General features: G+C 69.3%; 17 protein-coding genes. 9 read left to right on the forward strand and 8 right to left on the reverse strand.

Features of this window, described 5'->3' with window-relative positions; translation table 11 throughout:
- Positions 1 to 10: 10 nt before the first annotated feature.
- The 3 genes from AB0F17_RS39790 to AB0F17_RS39800 form a co-directional block, all read right to left on the reverse strand.
- Positions 11 to 664, reverse strand: a complete 654-nt coding sequence (locus AB0F17_RS39790; protein WP_358033935.1) for a TetR/AcrR family transcriptional regulator — start codon at positions 662 to 664, stop codon at positions 11 to 13.
- Positions 665 to 749: 85 nt separating this feature from the next.
- The gene (locus AB0F17_RS39795) at positions 750 to 3,107 is read right to left on the reverse strand and encodes a protein kinase (RefSeq protein ID WP_358033938.1); all 2,358 of its coding nucleotides are present in this window, start codon (positions 3,105 to 3,107) and stop codon (positions 750 to 752) included.
- Between the two features lie 203 nt (positions 3,108 to 3,310).
- Positions 3,311 to 4,672: an FAD-linked oxidase C-terminal domain-containing protein gene (locus tag AB0F17_RS39800; RefSeq protein ID WP_358033941.1), complete on the reverse strand. Its 1,362-nt coding sequence runs from the start codon at positions 4,670 to 4,672 to the stop codon at positions 3,311 to 3,313.
- 112 nt (positions 4,673 to 4,784) lie between these two features.
- On the opposite strand from AB0F17_RS39800, the gene AB0F17_RS39805 reads away from it, so the two are divergent.
- Positions 4,785 to 5,303: a hypothetical protein gene (locus tag AB0F17_RS39805; RefSeq protein WP_358033944.1), complete on the forward strand. Its 519-nt coding sequence runs from the start codon at positions 4,785 to 4,787 to the stop codon at positions 5,301 to 5,303.
- A 46-nt stretch (positions 5,304 to 5,349) separates the two neighbouring features.
- Here AB0F17_RS39805 and AB0F17_RS39810 read toward each other — a convergent pair whose 3' ends face one another.
- Genes AB0F17_RS39810 through AB0F17_RS39820 form a run of 3 tightly spaced genes read right to left on the reverse strand, consistent with a single transcriptional unit; the run spans position 5,350 to position 8,079 of the window.
- Positions 5,350 to 6,555 carry an aminotransferase class I/II-fold pyridoxal phosphate-dependent enzyme gene (locus AB0F17_RS39810; RefSeq protein ID WP_358033947.1) on the reverse strand — a complete coding sequence of 402 codons (1,206 nt, stop codon included), beginning with the start codon at positions 6,553 to 6,555 and terminating at the stop codon, positions 5,350 to 5,352.
- A gap of 45 nt (positions 6,556 to 6,600) precedes the next feature.
- Positions 6,601 to 7,212, reverse strand: a complete 612-nt coding sequence (locus AB0F17_RS39815) for a hypothetical protein (protein WP_358033950.1) — start codon at positions 7,210 to 7,212, stop codon at positions 6,601 to 6,603.
- Positions 7,213 to 7,251: 39 nt separating this feature from the next.
- On the reverse strand, positions 7,252 to 8,079 hold the full coding sequence (locus tag AB0F17_RS39820) for a TIGR03619 family F420-dependent LLM class oxidoreductase (RefSeq protein WP_358033953.1): 828 nt from the start codon (positions 8,077 to 8,079) through the stop codon (positions 7,252 to 7,254).
- 209 nt (positions 8,080 to 8,288) lie between these two features.
- Between AB0F17_RS39820 and ctaD the strand changes: the two genes are divergently transcribed.
- The 8 genes from ctaD to AB0F17_RS39860 all read left to right on the forward strand — a co-directional run bounded on the left by ctaD (position 8,289) and on the right by AB0F17_RS39860 (position 17,435).
- The gene (ctaD, locus tag AB0F17_RS39825) at positions 8,289 to 10,001 is read left to right on the forward strand and encodes a cytochrome c oxidase subunit I (RefSeq protein ID WP_358033956.1); all 1,713 of its coding nucleotides are present in this window, start codon (positions 8,289 to 8,291) and stop codon (positions 9,999 to 10,001) included.
- 94 nt (positions 10,002 to 10,095) lie between these two features.
- Positions 10,096 to 10,329: a hypothetical protein gene (locus AB0F17_RS39830; protein WP_358033958.1), complete on the forward strand. Its 234-nt coding sequence runs from the start codon at positions 10,096 to 10,098 to the stop codon at positions 10,327 to 10,329.
- 6 nt (positions 10,330 to 10,335) lie between these two features.
- A complete protein-coding gene (gene frdA / locus AB0F17_RS39835; protein WP_358033960.1) occupies positions 10,336 to 12,072 on the forward strand; it encodes a fumarate reductase (quinol) flavoprotein subunit in 1,737 nt (578 codons plus the stop codon).
- On the forward strand, positions 12,065 to 12,826 hold the full coding sequence (sdhB, locus tag AB0F17_RS39840; protein ID WP_358033962.1) for a succinate dehydrogenase iron-sulfur subunit: 762 nt from the start codon (positions 12,065 to 12,067) through the stop codon (positions 12,824 to 12,826). Before frdA ends, sdhB begins: the two co-directional genes overlap by 8 nt.
- The gene (locus AB0F17_RS39845) at positions 12,823 to 13,206 is read left to right on the forward strand and encodes a hypothetical protein (protein WP_358033964.1); all 384 of its coding nucleotides are present in this window, start codon (positions 12,823 to 12,825) and stop codon (positions 13,204 to 13,206) included. Before sdhB ends, AB0F17_RS39845 begins: the two co-directional genes overlap by 4 nt.
- Positions 13,203 to 13,544 carry a fumarate reductase subunit FrdD gene (frdD, locus tag AB0F17_RS39850; RefSeq protein WP_358033967.1) on the forward strand — a complete coding sequence of 114 codons (342 nt, stop codon included), beginning with the start codon at positions 13,203 to 13,205 and terminating at the stop codon, positions 13,542 to 13,544. The genes AB0F17_RS39845 and frdD overlap by 4 nt, the downstream gene beginning before the upstream one ends.
- A 110-nt stretch (positions 13,545 to 13,654) precedes the next feature.
- Complete coding sequence (locus tag AB0F17_RS39855; RefSeq protein ID WP_358033970.1) at positions 13,655 to 16,399, forward strand: immune inhibitor A domain-containing protein; 2,745 nt, start codon at positions 13,655 to 13,657, stop codon at positions 16,397 to 16,399.
- 97 nt (positions 16,400 to 16,496) lie between these two features.
- Positions 16,497 to 17,435, forward strand: a complete 939-nt coding sequence (locus AB0F17_RS39860; protein ID WP_358033973.1) for a diacylglycerol kinase family protein — start codon at positions 16,497 to 16,499, stop codon at positions 17,433 to 17,435.
- 91 nt (positions 17,436 to 17,526) lie between these two features.
- Here the strand turns inward: AB0F17_RS39860 and AB0F17_RS39865 are convergent, their stop codons facing one another.
- On the reverse strand, positions 17,527 to 18,288 hold the full coding sequence (locus AB0F17_RS39865) for an SWIM zinc finger family protein (RefSeq protein WP_358033977.1): 762 nt from the start codon (positions 18,286 to 18,288) through the stop codon (positions 17,527 to 17,529).
- Positions 18,289 to 21,294 (reverse strand): DEAD/DEAH box helicase, encoded by a 3,006-nt coding sequence (locus AB0F17_RS39870; RefSeq protein ID WP_358033980.1) that lies wholly within the window; start codon positions 21,292 to 21,294, stop codon positions 18,289 to 18,291.
- Positions 21,295 to 21,296: the final 2 nt, after the last annotated feature.

Genomic DNA, 21,296 nt, shown 5'->3' on the forward strand with positions numbered 1-21,296 from the left:
CTGCTCCGGATCACACGCCCTCCTGTTGCCAACCTGACGTCTCCTGCTGCCAACTTGACGCCGACGTCAATCCGATGGCCCTGGCCCAGAGCTTGGTGAGCAGCTCCACGGCCGTCCGCTCGTCCGCGCGTTCGCCCAGGTCCAGCCAGACGTGGGCGAAGTGCTCCACCATCCCGCCCAGCATGACGGCCGTCAGCCGGGGATCGAGCGCCGGGTCGGCCAGACCCTGCTCCTGCAGCCGCCTGAGCCCCTCGGCGCCGCGCCGTACGAACACCTCGCGCAGCTCCAGAAGCAGCCCGCGCAGGCCCTCCTCGGCGGTGGCGGCCTGTTCGAGCATCCTGACCAGCCGCGAGTTGGCCGCCCAGGCACGCAGGTAGAGCCGGTTGGCCGCCTCGATCCGCGCGTACGGGTCGCCGGGCACGCCGGGACCCACGACGCTCGCCGTGAACATCTCCCCGACCGCCGCCGCCGCCACCTCGCCGAACAGCGCTTCCTTGGAGTCGAAGTAGGTGTAGAACGTGCCATGCGAGACCCCGGCCCGCGCGCAGACGTCGTCGATGCGCACGGTTTCGTAGCCGTGCTCGTCGAAGGCGTCCCGGCCCGCCCGCACGAGCGCGTCCCTCGTACGCCGGCCTCGCGCGGTGAGCTCGGACTTGACGATCACGTCAACTAGCTTAACCCGTTGCCCCGGCACGCGAAAAGCCCCCCACGACGCTGTTTTCCGTCGTGGGGGGCTTGATTCGGCTATGTCAGGTGCAGTGGCTCCAGCCGGACTTCCAGGACGCGTTCCCCCACGAGCCGCCCCAGATCACGCACTTCTTGACGGCCGCGACCCTGACCGGGCCCGCGTAGGCGGTGAAGTTGCCCGGGTTGCTGGCGCTGCCGCCCTTCTGGACCTGGAGGGTGGCGTTCATCGGCATCTTGCCGGTGTACACCAGCTTGGACATCGTCACCACGCAGTTCCTCCCGTTGCCGTACAGCAGGTAGATCGTCGCGTAGCTGCCCAGCGCGTGGCTGTCGATCACCTTGTAGCCGGCGCCGCACACCGCCGCCGCGTTGTACGGGTTCGGCTTGGGCGTGCTGGCGGTCGGCTTCTTCGTCGGCTGGGTCTTCGGGACGTCCGTGGTCGGGCCCTCGCTCGGCCCGCCCGTGGGGTCGGGGTCCGGGTCCACCATGTCGGTGCGCTTGGTCTTGGTGGGCTTGGGCGTGGGCTCCGACGTCGGCTTGTGGGTCATGGGCTTCGACGTCTGCGGGACCGTGGGGACGGTGACCGGGACCTGGGTGCTCGGGTCCTGGATCACCTTCTCCTTGGTCTTGGTCTTGGTGGGCTCCGGCTCCTCCACGCTCGGGACCGGCTGGGAGACGACCGGGCTGTCCTCCGTCAGGGGCGGGTCGACGGGCTGGCCCGCGCCTGCGCCTGCGGTGGAGGTGGCTTGGGATGCGCTGTCCACGTTGATCACTTTTTGTGGGCCGCTGTTGGCCTGCACCACCACCGCGCCGCCCACGACCAGCAGGGCCGCCGCGGCCGCGCCGGTCAGGGCGAAGGTCAGGGTACGGCGCTGCTTCGCCGAACCGGCGTCAGCCGCCTGCGGCCCTTGCCCCGGACCGCCAGGGCCGCCAGGGCCGTATGCCGGACCACCCGCGCCGAACCCCGGAGCGCCGCTCTGCGCCGGTACGCCGCCCATAGGCTGTCCCGGAGCGCCCATGGGCTGTCCCGGAGCGCCCGCTCCCTGGGGTATGGGTCCCTGCCGCAGCGTCGGACCGCCGGGTGCTCCCTGGCCTCCGGCAGGCATGCCCTGACCGCTCGGCAGGCTGCCGTGCGGCCCGCTTGGCGCATTCCCGTGCGGGCCGTTCTGGCCGCTCGGCGCATTTCCGTAAGGTCCGCCCTGGCCGCTGGGCACGCTGCCGTGCGGCCCACTTTGACCACTTGGCGCATTACCGTAGGGTCCGCCCTGGCCGCCCGGCACGTTGCCGGGCATGCCGGCCGGACCGGTGGGCATGCCCTGGCCGCCGCTGGGCATTCCAGAGCCGGCCGGAGTGTTGCCGTGGGGCGCGGCGGCCGGGCCGGTCGTCGAGGGGCCGCCTGCCGCCGCCATGGGGGCCGGGGCGCCGCTCTTCGTCGCGCCGGGGTGGCCGAAATGGCCGGGCTGACCCGGCTGACCCGGCTGGGACGTGGCGCCGGTCATCCAAGGGCCGGGGTAGGAGTCCTGCGGGTTCGCGCCCGGCTGTGGCCTCGTACCCGCCGGGGCGCCCATCTGGGCGCCCGTGGTCAGCGGGTCCACGGCCGCCCGGGGCGCCGGCTGCCCCGTGAGGCGCACGATCAGCTCGTCCGCGGCGGGACGCTGCGACGGGTCCTTGGACAGGCACGCCGCCACCAGCTCGCCCAGCGCCCCCTCCATCGCGCCCAGCTCCGGCTCCTCGTTCAGGATCCGGTTCATCACCACGGGAATCGAGTCGGCGCCGAAGGCGGGCTTGCCCGTCGCCGCGAACACCATCGTGACGCCCCAGGCGAACACGTCCGCCGCCTCGGACACGGCGGCCCCGCTGAGCTGCTCGGGCGCCAGGTACGACGGCGTCCCCATGGCCATGCCCGTCGCCGTCGCCCCGGGGGAGTCCAGCGCCCTGGCGATGCCGAAGTCGATCACGACGGGACCCTCGGGCCCCATGAGGACGTTCGCGGGCTTGAAGTCGCGGTGCAGGATGCCGGCCCGGTGGATGGCCGCCAGCGCGGTCGCCGTACTGATCGCGAGTCGCTCCAGCGCCGCTCCCCGGCGCGGGCCCTCGTTGATGACCATCTCCCGGAGGGACGGCCCCGGCACGTACTCGCTCACGATGTACGGCCGGCTGCCCTCGAGGTCGGCGTGCAGCACCGGCGCCGTGCAGAACCTGGCAACCCGCTGCGCGACCGACACCTCGCGCAGGAACCTGATCCTGGCCTCGGCGTCGGCCACCAGCGCGTTGTGCAGCAGCTTGACCGCCACCTGCTCGCCGGTGTCGCTTCGGCCGAGGTACACGATTCCCTGGCCGCCCTCACCAAGCCGGGCGACGAGGTCATAGACCCCCAGCCGCCGCGGGTCGTCCGCCGCCAACGGCTGGTGCTGAGTCACGCCGAACCCCCAAGACCTCGCATAACAAAACGATAGATGGGGCAAAAGCTACCAGCGTGACCCTTGGGGTGTTGCCCGGACTTGTCAGATGATTCGCCTTTTGACGCGACATGTCAGTGTTTTCGGGCAGGTCGTGTCCACATTGACCCTGCTAGCGGGCGGGCGGTGCCGGGCGGGCGGTCTTAGGTCACGGCTTGGTGAACTCAGATCGCCTTGCCTGGATTGAGCAAGCCGAGCGGATCGAACACGGCCTTGATGCCCAGCTGCATCTCCTGGGCCACCGGTCCGGTCTCCAGCGCGAGCCAGCGCCGCTTGAGCAGGCCGACCCCGTGTTCGCCGGTCAGCGTGCCGCCGAGCTGCAGCGCGTGCTTGAACACGTCGTCCGCCGCGGCCCACACCTCGGGCGGCGGCTCGGCCGTGCCGTGCTCGAAGATGAAGACCGGATGCAGGTTCCCGTCACCCGCGTGCGCGACCGTGGCGATCTTCACACCATGCCGTACGGCGGCCGCCTCGATCGCCATGATCATGTCGGGCAGCACCGAACGCGGCACGCACACGTCCTCCACCAGGCACGCGCCGAGGCGCTCCTTGGCGTCGTAGGCCATCCTGCGCAGGCCGATCAGTTCCTCGGTCTCCTGCGGGCTGGAGGAGACCGCCACGAACGGCGAGCCGTTGTCGACGCACAGTTGCTCCATGCGCTTGACGACGGCCGCGCCGTCCGACGCGTCGGACTGGCCGATCAGCATGGCCATCGTGCCCGGCTCCAGGCCGATGTTGCGCCAGTCGTCGATCGCCTCCAGCGTCGCCCGGTCGAGCAGCTCCATCAGCGACGGCTGGCACCCGGCGGCCATGATCGCCGACACGGCCGCACCCGCCTCGCGCAGCGAGCCGAACTCCGCCGCGAACGTGGCCGGCGGCGCCGTGGGCGCCCTGCGCAGCCGTACCGTCGCCGCGGTGATCACGCCGAGCGTGCCTTCCGAGCCGACGAACAGCCCGGTCAGGTCGTACCCGGTGACGCCCTTCATCGTGCGGCGGCCCGTCTCGAGTATCCGGCCGTCGGCCAGCACCACCTCCAGGCCGAGCGTGGAGTCGCGGGTGACGCCGTACTTCACGCAGCGCAGCCCGCCGGCGTTGGTCGCCAGGTTGCCGCCGATCGTGGAGATCTCGTACGACGACGGGTCGGGCGCGTACATCAGCCCGTGCTCCCTGGCCGCCCGGTCGAGGTCGGCGGTGATCACGCCGGGCTCGACCACGGCGATCTCGTCGGCGGGGGAGAGCTCCCTGATCGCCGTCATCCTGGCCAGCGAGAGGATCACCGACCCATCGCCGGCGGTGGCGGCGCCCGCCAGCCCCGTACCTCCGCCGCGCGGCACCACGGGGACCCGGTGCTCGGTCGCCCACTTGAGCGTCGTGACCACGTCGTCACGCGAGGTGGCGAGCACCGCGGCCAGCGGCTTGCCGGGTTCCAGGAACGTACGGTCGCGGGCGTAGGAGTCGATCACATCGGGGTCGGTCAGGACACGGCCCTCAGGCAGGGCGTCCACCAAGGCATCGATAGGTCTCACATGGGAAACCTTACGGTTTGCGCCTACCGCGGCTAAAGGCCAGACTGCCCAGGTGGAAGTGATGTGCCCGATATGCAGCCAATCTGACCAGGTCTCCGCAGTCCCTGGAGTGGTGGCGGCGGGCACCACGTACCGGATCGGCCGCGTCCGGATGGCCGGCACGCGCGACATCGTGGACCTGCCGATGGCGGCCTCGCTCGGCGCCTCGAAACATCTCATGAGCCGTACGCAGCTCGCGGTCTGGCTGTCGTTCCCCAGCCGCCACTTCACGGCGTGGACCAGGAACCAGGGGTACATCCTGCTCGGCGTCGCCGCCCTGGTCCACCTGGTGGTCGCACTGGTGATCGCGATGGGCAAGGACGCGAACTGGACCGAGGTGCTGCTCGCGCCGTTCTGCCTGACCGGGTTGTTCTGGGGGTTCGGGCTGCTGTTCGTGCTGGGGTCGTACGGGGCGCGGAAGCGGGACACGGCGGAGGCCCCGGCCCGCGTTCAGGCGCTCGCCGTGTGGGAGAGCCTGTGTTACTGCGCGCGGGACAACGTGGCCTATGAGCCGGGGGTCGGGGTGTCGTTCCACCCCAGCGAGACCCGCGAGTACATCTTCGGCTTCCGCCAGAGCCGCATCACCAAATGACGCACTTCCGGTACGGCGGACAGCCGTACCGGAAGCCACAGGTGTGTCAGGCGCGCTCTTCGGCCACCGCGCGGACGCAGACGGCCAGGCCGATGATGGCCTGCTCCAGCTCTTCCAGATCGGGATAGGTGGGGGCGATCCGGATCGTCCGGTCGTCGGGGTCCTGGCCGTAGGGGTGGGTGGCGCCCGCCGGGGTCAGCGCGATCCCGGCCGCCTTGGCCCTGGCCACCACCTCACCGGCATGCGACACCTCGAGGCTGATGAAGTAGCCGCCCTGCGGGCTCGTCCAGGTGCCGAGGTCGCCCAGCTCCTTGGCCAGCACCCGGTCGACGAGCTCGAACTTCGGCCACACCAGCTCGGCGTGCTTGCGCATGTGCGCGGCCACACCCTCGGCGTCGCGCAGGAACTCGACGTGCCGTAGCTGGTTGATCTTGTCGGGCCCGATGGACTGCTTGGCGGTGTTGGCCAGGAACCACTTGACGTTCGCCGGCGAGGAGCCGAAGAACGACACCCCGCTGCCCGCCAACGTGACCTTGGAGGTGGAGCCGTACACGAAGGCCCGGTCGGTGTTGCCGTGCTCCGCGCACAGGGACAGGAGGTCGGCGAGCTCGGCCTGTGCGTCGGTGAGGTGGTGGACCGCATAGGCGTTGTCCCAGAAAATCCGGAAATCAGGCGCCGCAGTGGACATGGCGGCCAGCCGCCGGACGGTCTCGTCGCTGTAGGTGACGCCGGACGGGTTGCTGTACTTCGGCACGCACCAGATGCCCTTGATGCTCGCGTCCTCGGCGACCAGTCGCTCGACGACGTCCATGTCGGGTCCCTCGCCGTTCATCGGCACGGGCACCATCTTGATCCCGAACCGCTCACAGATCGTGAAATGCCGGTCATATCCCGGCACCGGGCACAGGAACGTGATCTCCGGCTCCTCCACCCACCGCCGCTGGGCCCCGGGAACCTTGGTGAGCAGCGCGTGCACGATCGTGTCGTGCATCACCGCCAGACTCGAGTTGCCGCCCACGACCAGTTGCTCGGCGGGCACCTGGAGCAGCGGCCCGAACAGCTCCCGCAGCTCGGCCAGCCCCTGCAGGTTGCCGTAGTTACGCCCGTCGGTCCCGTCGGCCGCCCGGTAGGACGTCGGCAGTTTGAGCATGTCGTCGGCGAGATCCAGCTGCCGCGGCGACGGCTTCCCCCGGGTCAGGTCGAGTGAAAGGCCACGCTGGACGAGGTCGGCGTAGTCGCGCTGAGCGTTCACTGGTATCTGCTCCTCCGATCGGGTCGATACGAAGGATAGCCGCAGTCAGCAGCCGCCGATGCGGCAGAGTTTCGCGGCCATCTTCGTGGCGTCCGACTGGTGCCTGGCCAGGGTTCTGATGGCCGGGGCATCGTTGTGCAGGTCCCAATAGAGGGCCACGGCCGCGCCCTTGCGTACGGCGACGAACCGCTGGGTCTGCGGGACCACGTTCGTCTTTGTCTTCTTGTCGAACATCGTGGCGCCGATGGTGTCGTCACCGATGCCGGGGTCGATTACCTTCACCCGCTTGCCGCACTTGGCCAGGCCGGTGCCGAACTGGGTCATCAGTTTCTCCGCGCCGCTCGCATCGGCGAAAAGGAAGACCTGCTCGCCGCGTTCGGCATTGGTCTTCTCGCCGTCGCCCGGGTGCGGGTCGTAGGTGAGGTCGCGGCGGGCGATCCAGTCCTTTTTCAGTTTGGCGTTCGAGCATTGGATGTTTCCCACCTCAATCAGGTTTCCCTGGTTGAGGTACCAGTGCTCGGTGTCCTTACGGGCCTCCTTTTCGTACAGGAGGAAGTTCTTCGGGATCGACGGCGCGGCCAGTGCCGCGGCCGGCGGAAACAGCAGGGCCGTGACCAGTGCGCCGCCGGTCAACAAGGTGATCTTCTTTATGGTCATGCGGAATTGGATGCCGGCGAGCGGGGAAAGGTTCGGGACCTAAGTCAGGAATTCGGCTGGGGCGTTCTGCTGGACGAAGGTTTCCAGCTCGGGCAGGGACAGGCCCGGAGGGGTGGCCACGATGAGGCGGTGCACGCCCAGGTCGGCGTACGCCCGGACGGTGGCGGCGTCGAGGCGGCGGGCCGGGGTCACCGAGATGTGCAGGGGTCTGGTCGACACGGCCCTGAGCGACTCCAGTTGGGCGGCCGTGGCGCGCAGGCCCAGCATCCAGCCGTACCAGCCGTCGGCCAGTGCGGCGGCTCGGCGGTGGGCGGCCGGGGTGTGGCCGCCGATGACGACGGGGACCGGGCGCTGGAGGGGGCGGGGGTGGGCGTCCAGGTCCTTGAAGGAGACATGCCGGCCGTCGAAGGCGGGCTTGTCGTCCTGCCAGAGGGAGCGGATGGCGGCCAGGTACTCCTCGGTGCGGGAGCCCCGGTCGGGCATGGGGACGCCCAGGGCGCGCAGTTCGGGCTCCAGGTAGCCCGCGCCCACGCCGAAGATCAGCCGTCCGCCGCTGAGGACGTCCACGCTGGCCAGTTGCTTGGCGAGGATCAGCGGGTCGCGCTGGGGGAGAACGACGCAGCCGGTGGCCAGCAGGATGCGCTCGGTGTGGGCGGCCAGGAAGGCCAGCGAGACCACGGCGTCCAGGAGGGGCGCGTCCGGTTCCAGAGGGGACGCGGCCACGCGGGGGCTGGGCAGGACGATGTGGTCGGCGGTCCACAACGATTCGTAGCCGAGGCTTTCGGCCAGCTTCGCCACGCGGGCGGCGCCCTGGCGGTCGGCGGCGGCGAAGCCGTTCGGCATGTGCAGGCCGATAGAGGGGGACATATTGCGAAACGCTAGGGGAGTGGAGGTCGATCCGCCACCGACGATCTCGCATGGGTTCCATGCGTGCGGCGCATGCCGTACGGGCCGGAAAAGCGTGCCAGGCAAAGACGTGTGCGACGAATGTTGAAGAATTGCTTCCCGTATGGCAATCGTTGGCGTGGAATTGGAGGATCGGGGGCAGGCCACACTCCGCATAGGAGGGAGCACTCGTGACGACTGTTCGCGAGACCTCGATCGAGCAGGTCAGACGCCGGCGGACCGGGACCGTCATCGTGTCCTGGCTGACGACGACCGATCACAAAGTCATCGGGTACCTCTATCTGATCACCTCGTTCGGGTTCTTCCTCGTCGCGGGTGTCATGGCCATGGTGATCAGGGCCGAATTGGCGCAGCCGGAGATGCAACTGGTGAGTCAGCAGTTCTACAACCAGCTGTTCACCATGCACGGCACGATCATGCTGCTGTTGTTCGCCACGCCGCTGTTCGCGGGATTCGCCAATGTGGTGATGCCCCTGCAGATCGGCGCGCCTGACGTCGCGTTTCCCCGGCTCAATGCGGTCGCGTACTGGATGTTCCTGTTCGGCGGGCTGATCGTGCTTGCCGGATTCATCACGCCGGGCGGGGCCGCCGAGTTCGGGTGGTTCGCCTATACGCCGTTGTCCACCGCCACTTATACGCCGCACATGGGCGGCGATCTGTGGATCATGGGGCTCGCGCTGTCGGGACTCGGGACGATTCTCGGCTCCGTCAACTTCATCACCACGATCATCGGGCTGCGGGCGCCGGGCATGACGATGTTCCGGATGCCGCTGTTCACCTGGAACACGCTGCTGACCAGCATGCTCGTGCTCATGGCGTTCCCCGTGCTGGCCGCCGCGCTGCTCGTGCTCGAATCGGATCGCAAGTTCGGCACGCACGTCTTCGACCCCGCCAACGGCGGGGCGCTGATCTGGCAGCACCTGTTCTGGTTCTTCGGGCATCCCGAGGTGTACATCATCGCGCTGCCGTTCTTCGGGATCATCACCGAGGTGATCCCGGTGTTCAGCCGCAAACCGATCTTCGGGTACGGGGGGCTGGTCGGGGCGACGATCGCGATCGCCGGATTGTCGATGACCGTGTGGGCGCACCACATGTTCCCCACGGGCCAGGTGTTGCTGCCGTTCTTCTCGTTCATGACGTTCCTCATCGCGGTGCCGACCGGGGTGAAGTTCTTCAACTGGATCGGCACGATGTGGCGCGGCCATCTCAGCTTCGAGACGCCGATGCTGTTCGCGATCGGGTTTCTCGTGACGTTCCTGCTGGGCGGCCTGACCGGGGTCATCCTGGCGTCGCCGCCGCTCGACTTCCACATCAGCGACACGTATTTCGTCGTCGCGCACTTCCATTACGTGGTGTTCGGGACCGTGGTGTTCGCCATGTTCTCCGGGTTCTACTTCTGGTGGCCGAAGATGACCGGGCGGATGCTCGACGACCGGCTGGGGAAGGTGCATTTCTGGACGCTGTTCATCGGGTTCCACATGACGTTCCTGATCCAGCACTGGCTGGGGGCGATCGGCATGCCCAGGCGCTACGCCGACTACAGCGCGGCTGACGGCTTCACCCGGATGAACGAGATCTCGTCCATCGGGGCGTTCCTGCTCGGCGCTTCCACGCTGCCCTTCCTCTACAACGTCTGGAAGACGGCCAGGCGGGCGCCCAAGGTGACGCTCGACGACCCGTGGGGCTACGGCAACTCGCTGGAGTGGGCCACCTCCTGCCCGCCGCCCCGGCACAACTTCACCTTCCTCCCGCCCATCCGGTCCGAACGGCCCGCGTTCGACCTGCACTATCCCCCCTTGCCCAGGGAAGAACTAGAAAAGGAGCCCAGGGAGGAGGAGACCGGAGAAGAGGGCTCGAAAGAGATCGAGGAGGAGCCCGGCTGATCGGCCGCTCCGATGGTCCGAAAGCGGGCCTTCTCCGAAGCAGGTCGTGGTGCTTGTGTGGAGATGACGTTTCGCCTATCTAAGGAGATCGGCGATGACAGGCACGAAGACCCCCTTCACCCCCGAGACGGCCCCGTGCGGCAAGAAGTCCGCCGGCGAGCGCTTCGTCGACGACGACGGCTACGGCCTGGTGATCCGCGACCAGCTCTTCGACTGCGGTTGCCGCAGGATCCGCCACGAGTACCACGACGGCAGCATCCATCTCTCCGCCATCCGCCATGACGGCAAGCGGGTGAAGGACCCGATACAACCCGACCACGGGAGCTGATCGCACATGATCGACGTGCTCATCGTCGGAGGAGGCGGAGCGGGTCTGCGCGCGGCCATCGCGGTCGCCGAGACGGACCCCGAGCTCACGGTGGCGGTCGTGTCGAAGGTCTACCCGATGCGCAGCCACACGGTCTCCGCCGAGGGCGGCGCCGCCGCGGTGATCGGCGTCGGCGACACGCTCGACGAGCACTGCTACGACACGATCTCCGGCGGCGACTGGCTCTGCGACCAGGACGCGGTCGAGGCGTTCGTCCAGGAGGCGCCCCGCGAGCTGATCCAGTTGGAGCACTGGGGCTGCCCGTGGAGCCGCGAGGACGACGGCCGGGTGGCCGTCCGTCCGTTCGGCGGTATGAAGCGGATGCGCACCTGGTACGCGGCCGACAAGACCGGTTTCCACCTTCTCCACACCCTGTTCCAAACAACCCTGAAATATCAGGACATCGTGCGGTACGACGAGTGGTACGTCACCAAGCTCATCGTCGACGACGGCCGCGTCCACGGCGTCGTGGCCGTCGAGCTCAGGACCGGCCGCATCGAGACCATCGCCGCCAGGACCGTCATCCTGGCCACCGGCGGCTGCGGCCGGGTCTTCCCCTTCACCACGAACGCCGCGATCAAGACCGGCGACGGCATGGCCCTGGCCTACCGGGCGGGCGCGCCGCTGAAGGACATGGAGTTCGTCCAGTACCACCCGACCGGCCTGCCGTTCACCGGCATCCTCATCACCGAGGCGGCCAGGGCGGAGGGCGGCTGGCTGATCAACAAGGACGGCTACCGCTACCTCCAGGACTACGACCTGGGCAAGCCCACCCCGACGCCCAAGCTACGCAGCATGGAGCTCGGCCCGCGCGACCGCCTCTCCCAGGCGTTCGTGCACGAGCAGGAACTGGGCCGCACCGTCGACACCCCCTACGGCCCGGTCGTCTACCTGGACCTGCGGCACCTGGGCGAGGGCAGGATCGACGCCCGCATCCCGTTCGTCCGCGAGCTGTGCAAGAGCTACCAGAACATCGACCCGGCCACCGACCTCATCCCGGTCCGCCCGGTCGTGCACTACATGATGGGCGGCGTCCACACCGACATCGACGGCGCCACTCCGATCACCGGGCTGTTCGCCGCCGGTGAGACCGCGTGCGTCAGCATCAACGGGGCCAACCGGCTGGGCTCGAACTCGCTCCCGGAGATCCTCGTCTTCGGCCGACGGGCGGGCCTGGCCGCCGCGAGCTTCGCCAAAGAGCATCAGGAGCGGAGCGAGCACCAGGCCGTACGGACACAGGGTGACGACGAGCGGCGGCGGCTGGAACGCGTGCGGGACGGATCGGGCAAGGGCCAGCGGATCGCCGACCTGCGCGAGGAGATGCAGCACACGCTGGAGGGCGCGGCCGGGATCTACCGGACGGGCGGCGTGCTCGCCGCGGCCGTCGACACTCTCGCCGACCTGCGCGAACGCGCGGAAGAAGCACGCGTCGACGACCCCAGCACGACGTTCAACACCGAGCTGATCAACCTGCAGGAACTGCACACCATGCTCGACGTCGCGCAGACCATCGTCGCCTGCGCGCTCAACCGGAAGGAGTCGCGCGGCGCGCACCAGCGCACCGACTTCTCCGTCAGGGACGACTCGGCCTATCTCGCGCACTCGCTGGTGCACCGCGCGCCCGACGGCACGCCGTCGGTCGGCCTGCTGCCCGTGACGATCACCCGCTGGCCTCCGGGGGAAAGGGTCTATGGACGTGACTGACACCGAAGAGTCCGTACGGCAGGCGGCGGTCACCCGCACGATCCGGCTGGAGATCGCCCGCTACCGGCCGGGACAGGACAGCGAGCCGGTGTTCCAGGACTACGACGTGCCGCTGACGACCGACTGGGCCGTGCTCGACGGCCTGAACTACGTCAAGGACCAGCTCGACGGCAGCCTGTCGTTCCGCTGGTCGTGCCGGATGGGCGTCTGCGGCTCGTGCGGCATGACCGTCAACGGCGAGCCCCGGCTGACCTGCGGGACCTTCCTCACCGAGTACGGCGAGGGCCCGATCAGGATCGAGCCGCTCAAGGGCTTCCCGGTGATCAGGGACCTGGTCGTGGACATCGACGACTTCCTGGCCAAACTGACGTCGGTGCGGCCGTGGCTCATCAGGGAGGGCGAGGAGCTGCCGCTGACCACGGAGTACGCGCAGACGCCCGAGCAGCTCGAGGCCTACAAGCAGTACAGCATGTGCATCAACTGCATGCTCTGCTACTCGGCGTGCCCGGTCTACGTGCTCAACCCCGACTTCCTCGGCCCGGCCGCCATCGCGCTGGCGCAGCGCTACAACCTCGACTCTCGCGACATGGGCGACCGGTTCGACGTGCTCAACCTGGAGGACGCGGTCTGGGGCTGCACGTTCGTGGGGGAGTGCACGCGGGCCTGCCCCAAGCACGTGGACCCGGCCGAGGCGATCCAGCGCTACAAGCTCACCGCGGCGCTGCGCTCGGTGCTGCCCTGGAGCAAGCGATGACCAGTACATATCGCCCGCCGCGGGACGCGTTCTGGTTCGCCCGGACCCGCAACTACACCCTCTTCGTGCTGCGCGAGCTGACCAGCGTGCTGGTCGCGTGGACGATCGTCTTCCTGCTCCTGCTGGTCGGCGCCCTGCTGGGCGGCACCTTCCAGGACTTCACCGCCCTGGCCGCCCAGCCCTGGATGATCGCCGTCAACGTGGTCGCCCTGGTCGCGACCGCCTTCCACGCCATCACGTTCCTGAACCTCGCCCCGAAGGCCACGGTGGTGCGGCTCGACGGCTGGCGGGTGCCCGCCTGGATGATCCAGGGCGGCAACCATTCGGCGTGGCTGGCGCTGTCCGTCCTGATCGCCTACTTCATCATGAGGTCACCGTGAAGCGGACGATAGAGCCGTACCTGTGGCTGCTCTTCAGCGGCGGGGGAGTGGCCGCCGCGCTGGTGCTGCCCGTGCTGGTCCTGCTGTTCGGCGTGCTCATGCCGCTCGGTGTGATCGACTGGCCGACCGTCGGGCACCTGCGCGCGCTCCTGGACAACGTCCTGGTACGGCTGGCGCTGCTGGTGGTCATCGTGCTCTGCCTGTTCCACGCGGCGCACCGGATCCGCTTCACCAGTGAGGAGTTGTTCGGCATCGCCAGGTACGACTTGCTCATCGCGGTGCTCTGCTATGGCGGGGCGATCGTGGGCGGCGTTACCGGCGCATTGCTTCTGTTCTAGTTTCATCACATTTCAACAGGGCCCTTTACGTTGGCTTTACTCACCCTCTAAATTCCGGCATTGCACCCTGTGGCAATGCGCCCGGCGATCCCGGGCAGAGAGGGTTATCAGTGCCCAGCAGAAAGCGCCTGTTAGCAGCATTCCCCGCGGTCGCCCTTCTCAGCGCCGCTCTGACCGGTCCTGCCGCCCCCGCCTCCGCCGCCAGGTACGAGCCGGGGGCCTCCGACTTCTACATCAACTACGCGCCGCCCAGCGTCGAGGAGACGCCCGACGAGCCCCTCCTGCCCAACCAGAAGGCCCGCTCGCTCAGCCCGGCGCAGAAGACCGACCGGAAGTTCGTCAGCGGTAACCCGGCCGCCGCCCGTGTGCTCGCCGCCCGCGAGAACGAGGCGATCAAGACCGGCCGCAACCCCGCCGACTTCATCTTCAAGAAGTCCAAGCAGACCCGCGTCGCCAAGCTGCTGACCGTCCTGGTCGAGTTCAACGAGCAGGCCAACGACGACTTCTCCGGCTACAGCCGCCTGCGCACGGTCAACGGCGCCCCCGACGACTGCGTGGTCGAGCCGGCGGGCACGGTCAAGAACGGCCCGCTGCACAACAACATCCCCAACCCCGCGACGTTGCCGCACAAGGACAACAACAGCTTCTGGGTCAAGGACTTCAGCACCTCGCACTTCAACACGATGCTCTACACCGACAAGGGCATCACCGAGCGCGTGCGTCCCGACCTGAAGGACCCGCGCGACGGCCGCGCCGGCATCGACATCTCCGGCTTCACGATGAAGAAGATGTACGAGGAGATGTCCAAGGGCGCCTACTCGGTCACCGGCTCCGCGGTCGGCTGGATCAAGGCGCCCCACTCCGAGGCCTGGTACGGCGCGGCGGCCTGCGGCGGCGCGCCCCAGGACATGACCGGCCACCCGGACAACCCGCTCGGCGCGGGCCAGCTCGCCATCGACACGGTGGACGCGCTCGCCAAGAGCCAGCCGAACTTCCCGTGGGCCGACTACGACGTCGAAGACGTCTCCGACGTCGACGGCGACGGCAACTTCAGCGAGCCCGACGGTGTCATCGACCACCTGGTCCTGGTGCACGGGGGCAAGGACAAGTCGTCCGGCGGCGGCGCCGAGGGCACGTACGCGATCTGGGCGCACTCCAGCGCCGTGGCCGGCGGCTACAAGATCCCCGGCAGCGACAAGAAGATCTCCAACTACATCGTGCAGCCGGAGGACTCCGGCGTCGGCGTCTTCGCCCACGAGTACGGCCACGACCTCGGCCTGCCCGACCTGTACGACACCTCGGGCGCGGCCAGCTCCGCCGTCGACTTCTGGGACCTGATGTCGAGCGGCTCGCACTCCGGGCCGATCTTCCAGTCCATGCCGACCCACATGGGTCTGTGGGACAAGTGGGTGCTCGGCTGGGCGAACCCGAAGGTGTTCGAGCCCGGCGACGCCGCCAAGCTGGTCACGGTCGGTCAGTCGTCGCGGACGCCCAAGCTCACCCAGGACGGCGTCCGGGTGAACCTGGCCTCCACGCCCCTGAAGATGGTCGACCCGCACAGCGGCGCCAACGCCTGGTGGACCGGGCTGGACCAGGAATGGGCCAACGTCCACCTGGCCCGTGACGTGGCCGTGCCCGCCGGGACCGACCTGCGGTTCTGGATGTGGAACAACTACGAGATCGAGCAGGACTGGGACTTCGGCTTCGTCGAGGTGTCGACCGACGGCGGCGAGACCTGGGCCCAGCAGAAGGTCTACGACGAGGCCGGCAACGAGGTCTCGACCCCCGACGGCTACCCGGACCCGAACAAGAACCTCAAGACGTTCGGCGACAAGAAGTACGGGCTCACCGGCAACACCGACGGCTGGCGGCACGACTACGTCAACCTGACCGCGTTCGCCGGTAAGGCGATCAAGCTGCGGCTCACGTACAACACCGACGCGGCCTTCACCCCGCGCGGCTGGCACTCCGACGACTTCCAGCTCACCAACGGCGGCGCCGCCGTGTGGAGCGACGACGTCGAGGGCGGCGACAACGGTTGGAAGGCCACCGGCGGCACGTTCACCAACACGAGCGGCCAGGGCTGGACGATCAACAACGGCTCGCGCGAGGTGTCCCGGTTCTACCTGGCCGAGTGGCGCAACTTCGACGGCTTCGACAAGGGCCTGCAGTACGCCTACGACACCAACTACTCCCGTGACGGGGCGTGGAAGGTGGAGAAGGTCAAGTACAACGCCCCCGGCCTGCTGGTGTGGTACCGCGACTCGACGTTCACCAACAACTCGATCGCGAACAACCTCAGCCTCCCGCCGAGCATCGGCTCGAAGGGCAGCCTGCTGATCGTGGACTCGCACTTCGATCCGCTGCGCCGCACCGGCGCCGCCGCGCAGAAGGACCCGTCGCGGCACAAGAACCTCGACGGCCGCACCCAGACGTCCAACGCGGCGTTCTCCTTCGGCAAGACCTATCCGCTCAAGGAGTGCCTGGAGGCGGCGGACGAGCCGTTCAGCGAGTACTGCACGGACATCCCGGCGCTGAAGGGCGTGCCGAACTTCACCGACGCCAAGACCTGGTACCCGGGCCTGGAGTTGCAGAACGGCAGCCTGTTCTACCGGGACTTCGACGCGTCGACGGTCGTGCCGTCCAAGGGCGACCAGCCCTACAGCACCCGCGTCGTGAACCTCGACGGCACCCCCGCCACCGAGCTGTACGGCACGGACCTGGGTGGCGGCCACGTGGCCGGCTCCGGCAACCCGGGTGACGAGGGCAAGGCGCTCGGCGTCCAGTTCAAGCTGGTCTCGCCGCTGCCCGGCAACCTGGGCGCCATCGTCCAGGTGATCCCGCCGAAGAAGTGAACACAAGGGGTCGCCGGTTCACCCGGCGGCCCCTTTGGTTTGCCGCCTTCAGCGGCCGACCACAGGTAGCGCCCTCTTGCACCTAACATTGGTGACCATGAGCGAACTGCGTTCCAAGGCCGCGCACACGGAGGCGATCCGCCAGGACCGCCGGGTGGCGGTGGTGGTCAACACTCGCTCACGCCGGGGCCGCCGGCACTACTTCGAGGTGATCGACCAGATCCACGCCCTCGGCTTCGAGCCGATGGCCGAGCTGTCGGTCTCCAATCCCAAGCGGCTGCGCAACCTGCTCGACCAGGCCCTCGAAACCCAGCCCGATCTGTTGATCGTCGGCGGCGGCGACGGCACCTTGTCATCGGCCGTCCGCCATGTCGCCCACCGTGACGTGGCGCTCGGCGTGCTGCCGCTCGGCACCACCAACAACTTCGCCCGCAGCCTCGGCCTGCCGCTCGACCTGGCCGGGGCGATCGGGGTGTTCGCCACCGGCAAGGTGGCCGACATCGACCTCGGCATGGCCGGTGACCGGCCCTTCGCCAACCTGGCCAGCTTCGGCGTGTCCGTCGAGGTGGCGGGCACGGTCAAGCCGTGGCTCAAGCGCATCCTCGGCCGTCCCGCCTACCCGCTGACCGCGCTGCGGATCCTGCCCGGCCACCGGCCGTTCCGCGCCTACATCACGGTCGACGGCAAGCGCCACGAGCTGTTCACCCACCAGCTCAACATCGCCAACGGCCGCTTCCACGGCGGCTGGCAACTGGCCAAGGACGTCAGCATCGACAACGGCATGCTGGTCGCCTACCAGCTCGGCTCGGGCAAGAAGCTGCGGCTGCTCGGCGAGACGCTGGTGCGCGCCACGACCGGCCGCTGGCGCAGCCTGGCGGGCGGGCCGTTCGTGATGGGCAGGGAGATGCTCCTGGAGACCGATCCGCCGATGGCGGCCGACGTCGACGGAGAGGTACGCCTGCTCACCCCGATCCGGCTCCGCGTGGTGCCGAACGGCGTACGCGTCATGGTCCCCGCCGACTTCGACGACCGCTAGCCCCGGTCAGAGCGGATCGCACGCCCTCAGCGGCGTCGCGGCCATCACTCGCCGAGGCGACGGTACGCGGTGACCAGCGGGGTCTGGACCGTCACTCGCCGAGGCGGCGGTACGCGGTGGTCAGCGGGTCCGTCAGGTCGCGCGGCGGCGGGAAGACGCGTGGCAGGAGGTCGGACGCCACCGCGGCGGAACGGCGTTCGGGCCGGTGGGCGGTGGCACCCGGGGCGTAGAAGTCGGCCAGCCGGTCGGCGAACGGCACATCCCGCACCAGAACCGGTTCCGGTTCCGGCTCGGCCAAGGACCCGAGCAGCCGGTCGCGGCTGCGCCCGCGCCAGGCCAGCACCAGGAACGGATCGTCGTCGAACGACTCCGCCAGCAGGTACAGCACCGCCGACAGATGCTTGCACGGCAGCCCCCAGTCGGGGCACGAGCACTCCATGTCCAGGTCGCGGGGGAACAGGTCGATGCCCAGCGCGGCGAACAGCTCCTCGATCTCCGTCGGCATCTCCCCGGCCAGCAGCTTGGCCCGGTAGACGGCCTGCGCCGCGATCGCCTCCTCGATGGCGGTCCAGCGCTCCTCGTCGTACGCCTCGATCTCGATCGTGATCTCGTACGGCTTCCGCCGCGAGCCCTGGACGGCCGCCGTGACCACGCCGGGGGAGAGGTCGATCGACAGGACCTGGCCCGCGCGGGCGTAGGCGCGGCCCCGAGACAGGCGGCCCTTGTCGCAGACGCGCTCCAGGATGTCGATGAAGCGCCGCGACCACCAGGTGGAGCCGATCGAGCCTCGCTGGGTGCGCGCCCGCAGGCCGCCCTCGACCCTGATCGGCTTGCCGGCCTCGAACCATGCCATTCAGCTCACCGCCTCGGCGGTCAGGCGGAAGACCTCGCGCAACTCGCCGGTGGACAGGTCGGTCAGCCAGTCCTCGCCGGTGCCGACCACGCGCTCGGCCAGCGACTTCTTGCGTTCGATCATCTCGTCCACGCGTTCCTCCAGCGTGCCCGCGCAGATGAGCTTGCGCACCTGTACGTTCTTGCGCTGGCCGATGCGGAAGGCGCGGTCGGTGGCCTGGTCCTCGACCGCGGGGTTCCACCAGCGGTCCACGTGGATCACGTGGTTGGCCGCCGTCAGGTTGAGTCCGACGCCCGCGGCCTTGAGCGACAGCAGGAACAGCATCGGCTCGTCATCATGCTGGAAGCGGTCGACCAGCCGGTCGCGCGTCTTCTTCGGCAGCCCGCCGTGCAGCCAGAGGACCGGCCGGTCGAGCCGCTGGGCGAGATAGGGCTGCAGCATCGTCCCGAACTCGGAGTATTGGGTGAACACCAGCGCCTTCTCCCCCTCGGCCACGATCTCCTCCGCGAGCTGCTCCAGCCGGGCCAGCTTGCCCGACCTGCCCGACAGGAGCGAGCCGTCCTTGAGCAGGTGGGCGGGATGGTTGCAGACCTGCTTGAGCTTGGCCATGGCCGCCAGCACCAGGCCGCGGCGCTCGATGCCCTCACTGTCGTCGATCTTGCCCAGCATGTCGTCCACGACGGCCTGGTAGAGGCTGGCCTGCTCAGGCGTGAGCAGGCACCACTCCTTGACCTCCATCTTCTCCGGCAGGTCGGAGATGATGGACTTGTCGGTCTTGAGGCGCCGCAGTACGAACGGGCCGGTCGCCCGTTTGAGCGCATGCACGGCCTGCTCGTCCTGGCGGGCCTCGATCGGCTCCTGGAACCGGGTCCTGAACCGCGATCGCGACCCGAGCAGCCCCGGATTGGCGAACTCCATGATCGACCAGAGCTCGGCGAGATGGTTCTCGACCGGTGTGCCGGTCAGGGCCAGCCGCGTGCCCGTGGGGATCGCCCGGACCGCTTGGGACTGCAGGGTGCCGCTGTTCTTGATCGCCTGGGCCTCGTCGCAGACGACCCGCCGCCACTCGACCCCACGCAGCGTCTCCAGATCCCGCTGGGCCGTGCCGTACGTGGTGATCACCAGGTCGGCGTCGCCGATCGCCTGGGCGTCGCGGCCACTGCCATGGTGCACGTAAACCCGCAGCCCCGGCGCGAACCTGGCCGCCTCCCGCTGCCAGTTGCCTACCAGCGACATCGGGCACACCAGCAGCGTCGGCGTCTCGGACCGCTCGTGGACCAGCAGCGCCAGCGTGGTGACCGTCTTACCCAGCCCCATGTCGTCGGCCAGCACCCCGCCCAGCCCCAGCTCCGACAGGAAGCTCAGCCAGGCGAGCCCGCGCTCCTGGTACGGCCGGAGCGTCGCGTCAAGGCCGGTTGGCGTGGCCATCGGCTGGAGCCGCCGTTCGGCCTGCCCGGACAGCAGGTCGCCGAGCACGCCGTCGGCGTCGACCTCCAGCAGCGGCAGCTCGTCGTCACCCTGGACCACGTGACGCAGCAGCTCGGCCGCGGGCAACTCGCCACCGCGCTCGCCCCCGACGGCCTTCAGCGCGGCCTTCAACTGCCGGTCGTCGAGCTCCACCCACTGCCCGCGGACCCGCACCAGCGGCACCTTCAGCCGGGCCAGCTCGGCCAGCTCCTCCTCGCTGATCGTCTCCCCGCCGACCGCCAGATCGATCCGGAAATCCACCAGCTCGCGCAGCCCGAACCCCTGAGCGGTGGCCGCGCTCTGCGTCTTGGTGCGGGTGGTCAGCTTCAGCCCCAGCCTGGTGCGGCCGGCCCAGCGCGGCAACTGCACCCCGAACCCGGCGGCCTGCAACAGCGGCGCCGCCTGCCGCAGGAACCCGAACGCGCCCGCCGTGTCGAGCTCCAGCCCGGTCGGCTCGGCGACACGAAGAGCCCGATCGAGGTCGGGGTACAGGCGTACGGCACGGCCCAGCCCGGCCAGCAGCTCGCGCTCCGGCCTCCTGGGCAGACCGATCACCGGCTCGCCGCTCCACACCCGGTCGGCGGTCACGTAGAGGCTGGGGTCGTCGGCGGCCTGCAATGCGAGCTCGACCCGCCAGCCACGGGCGCTGTCGGCGCTCTCCACGCGGCCGGCGCTGTCTGGGTGGCCGAGGTCGTCGATGGGTTCGAGCAGCCGGAAGCACACCCGGGCGGCCCCGTCCGCGGCGGCTACGGAAGCCCGCCACTCCTCCAGCTCGCGGCGCAGCTCCGGGCTGTCGGGGCAGGTGTCGTCGTCACCGGTCAGCGCCGCCAGCCACCGCTCCTGGTCCGTGCGGGGGCTGGTGACGAGCGGCTCGCCGAGCGCCGCCCTGACGAGCGCGTCCGTGAACGCGTCGAGCGCCGCCCCGAGAACCTCCACCGATGGGCGCTCGACCTCGGACGTACGGCAGGCAGGCGGCATGGCGAGAGCGAGGTCCCGGAAGTAGGCGGCATCAGCCCCGCTCAGCACCGCCCGCCACACCGCGCGCCCACCGGCCACGGCCTGTACGGCTTGCCCGCCCCGGGGGATGAGCTGGGGGATGACGCGCCCCCGCCGCACCAGATCGCGGGCGAACTCGGCGACCACGGCCCAGTGCCGGACGGTGGCGGCCCCGGAATGTTCGGCGAGCACCCGCAGCGCGTCAGAGGTGGCAGGGACGACAGCGGGCACCTGCCACAGATGCAGACGCGGCCGGGCAACCCCGGACAGCCGCCCAGCCTCAGGCGAGGCCATCGGCTCCTTGACGGAACCGGGCAACAGCAACCGCAGGTCACGCACGACGCCCTCGGAGACAGGTACGAGGTCGAGCAGGTCGATGAGCGCGGCGACGGTAGCCGCGAACGGGTGCGGGCGTGCGACTCCAGCGGTCGCCCCGGTGGCCGCGTGGCCGATCGGGGCCCCAATAGGTTGCGGGGTGCCGTCGGTGTCCTCTGCCCAGAAGGCGAGTGCGTCTCCTGCCCAGACCCCGTGTACGACCAGCATCT

Origin of the sequence: Nonomuraea sp. NPDC026600, assembly GCF_040638335.1 — a bacterium.
GTDB lineage: Bacteria > Actinomycetota > Actinomycetes > Streptosporangiales > Streptosporangiaceae > Nonomuraea.

Bases quoted from the DNA above. Each gene is read 5' to 3' on its own strand.
- AB0F17_RS39865 (WP_358033977.1), bottom strand. From the start codon at position 18,288: ATGGCATGGTTCGAGGCCGGCAAGCCGATCAGGGTCGAGGGCGGCCTG.
- AB0F17_RS39870 (WP_358033980.1), bottom strand. From the start codon at position 21,294: ATGCTGGTCGTACACGGGGTCTGGGCAGGAGACGCACTCGCCTTCTGG.
- AB0F17_RS39830 (WP_358033958.1), top strand. From the start codon at position 10,096: ATGACAGGCACGAAGACCCCCTTCACCCCCGAGACGGCCCCGTGCGGC.
- AB0F17_RS39820 (WP_358033953.1), bottom strand. From the start codon at position 8,079: ATGTCCCCCTCTATCGGCCTGCACATGCCGAACGGCTTCGCCGCCGCC.
- AB0F17_RS39860 (WP_358033973.1), top strand. From the start codon at position 16,497: ATGAGCGAACTGCGTTCCAAGGCCGCGCACACGGAGGCGATCCGCCAG.
- AB0F17_RS39815 (WP_358033950.1), bottom strand. From the start codon at position 7,212: ATGACCATAAAGAAGATCACCTTGTTGACCGGCGGCGCACTGGTCACG.
- AB0F17_RS39845 (WP_358033964.1), top strand. From the start codon at position 12,823: ATGACCAGTACATATCGCCCGCCGCGGGACGCGTTCTGGTTCGCCCGG.
- frdA (WP_358033960.1), top strand. From the start codon at position 10,336: ATGATCGACGTGCTCATCGTCGGAGGAGGCGGAGCGGGTCTGCGCGCG.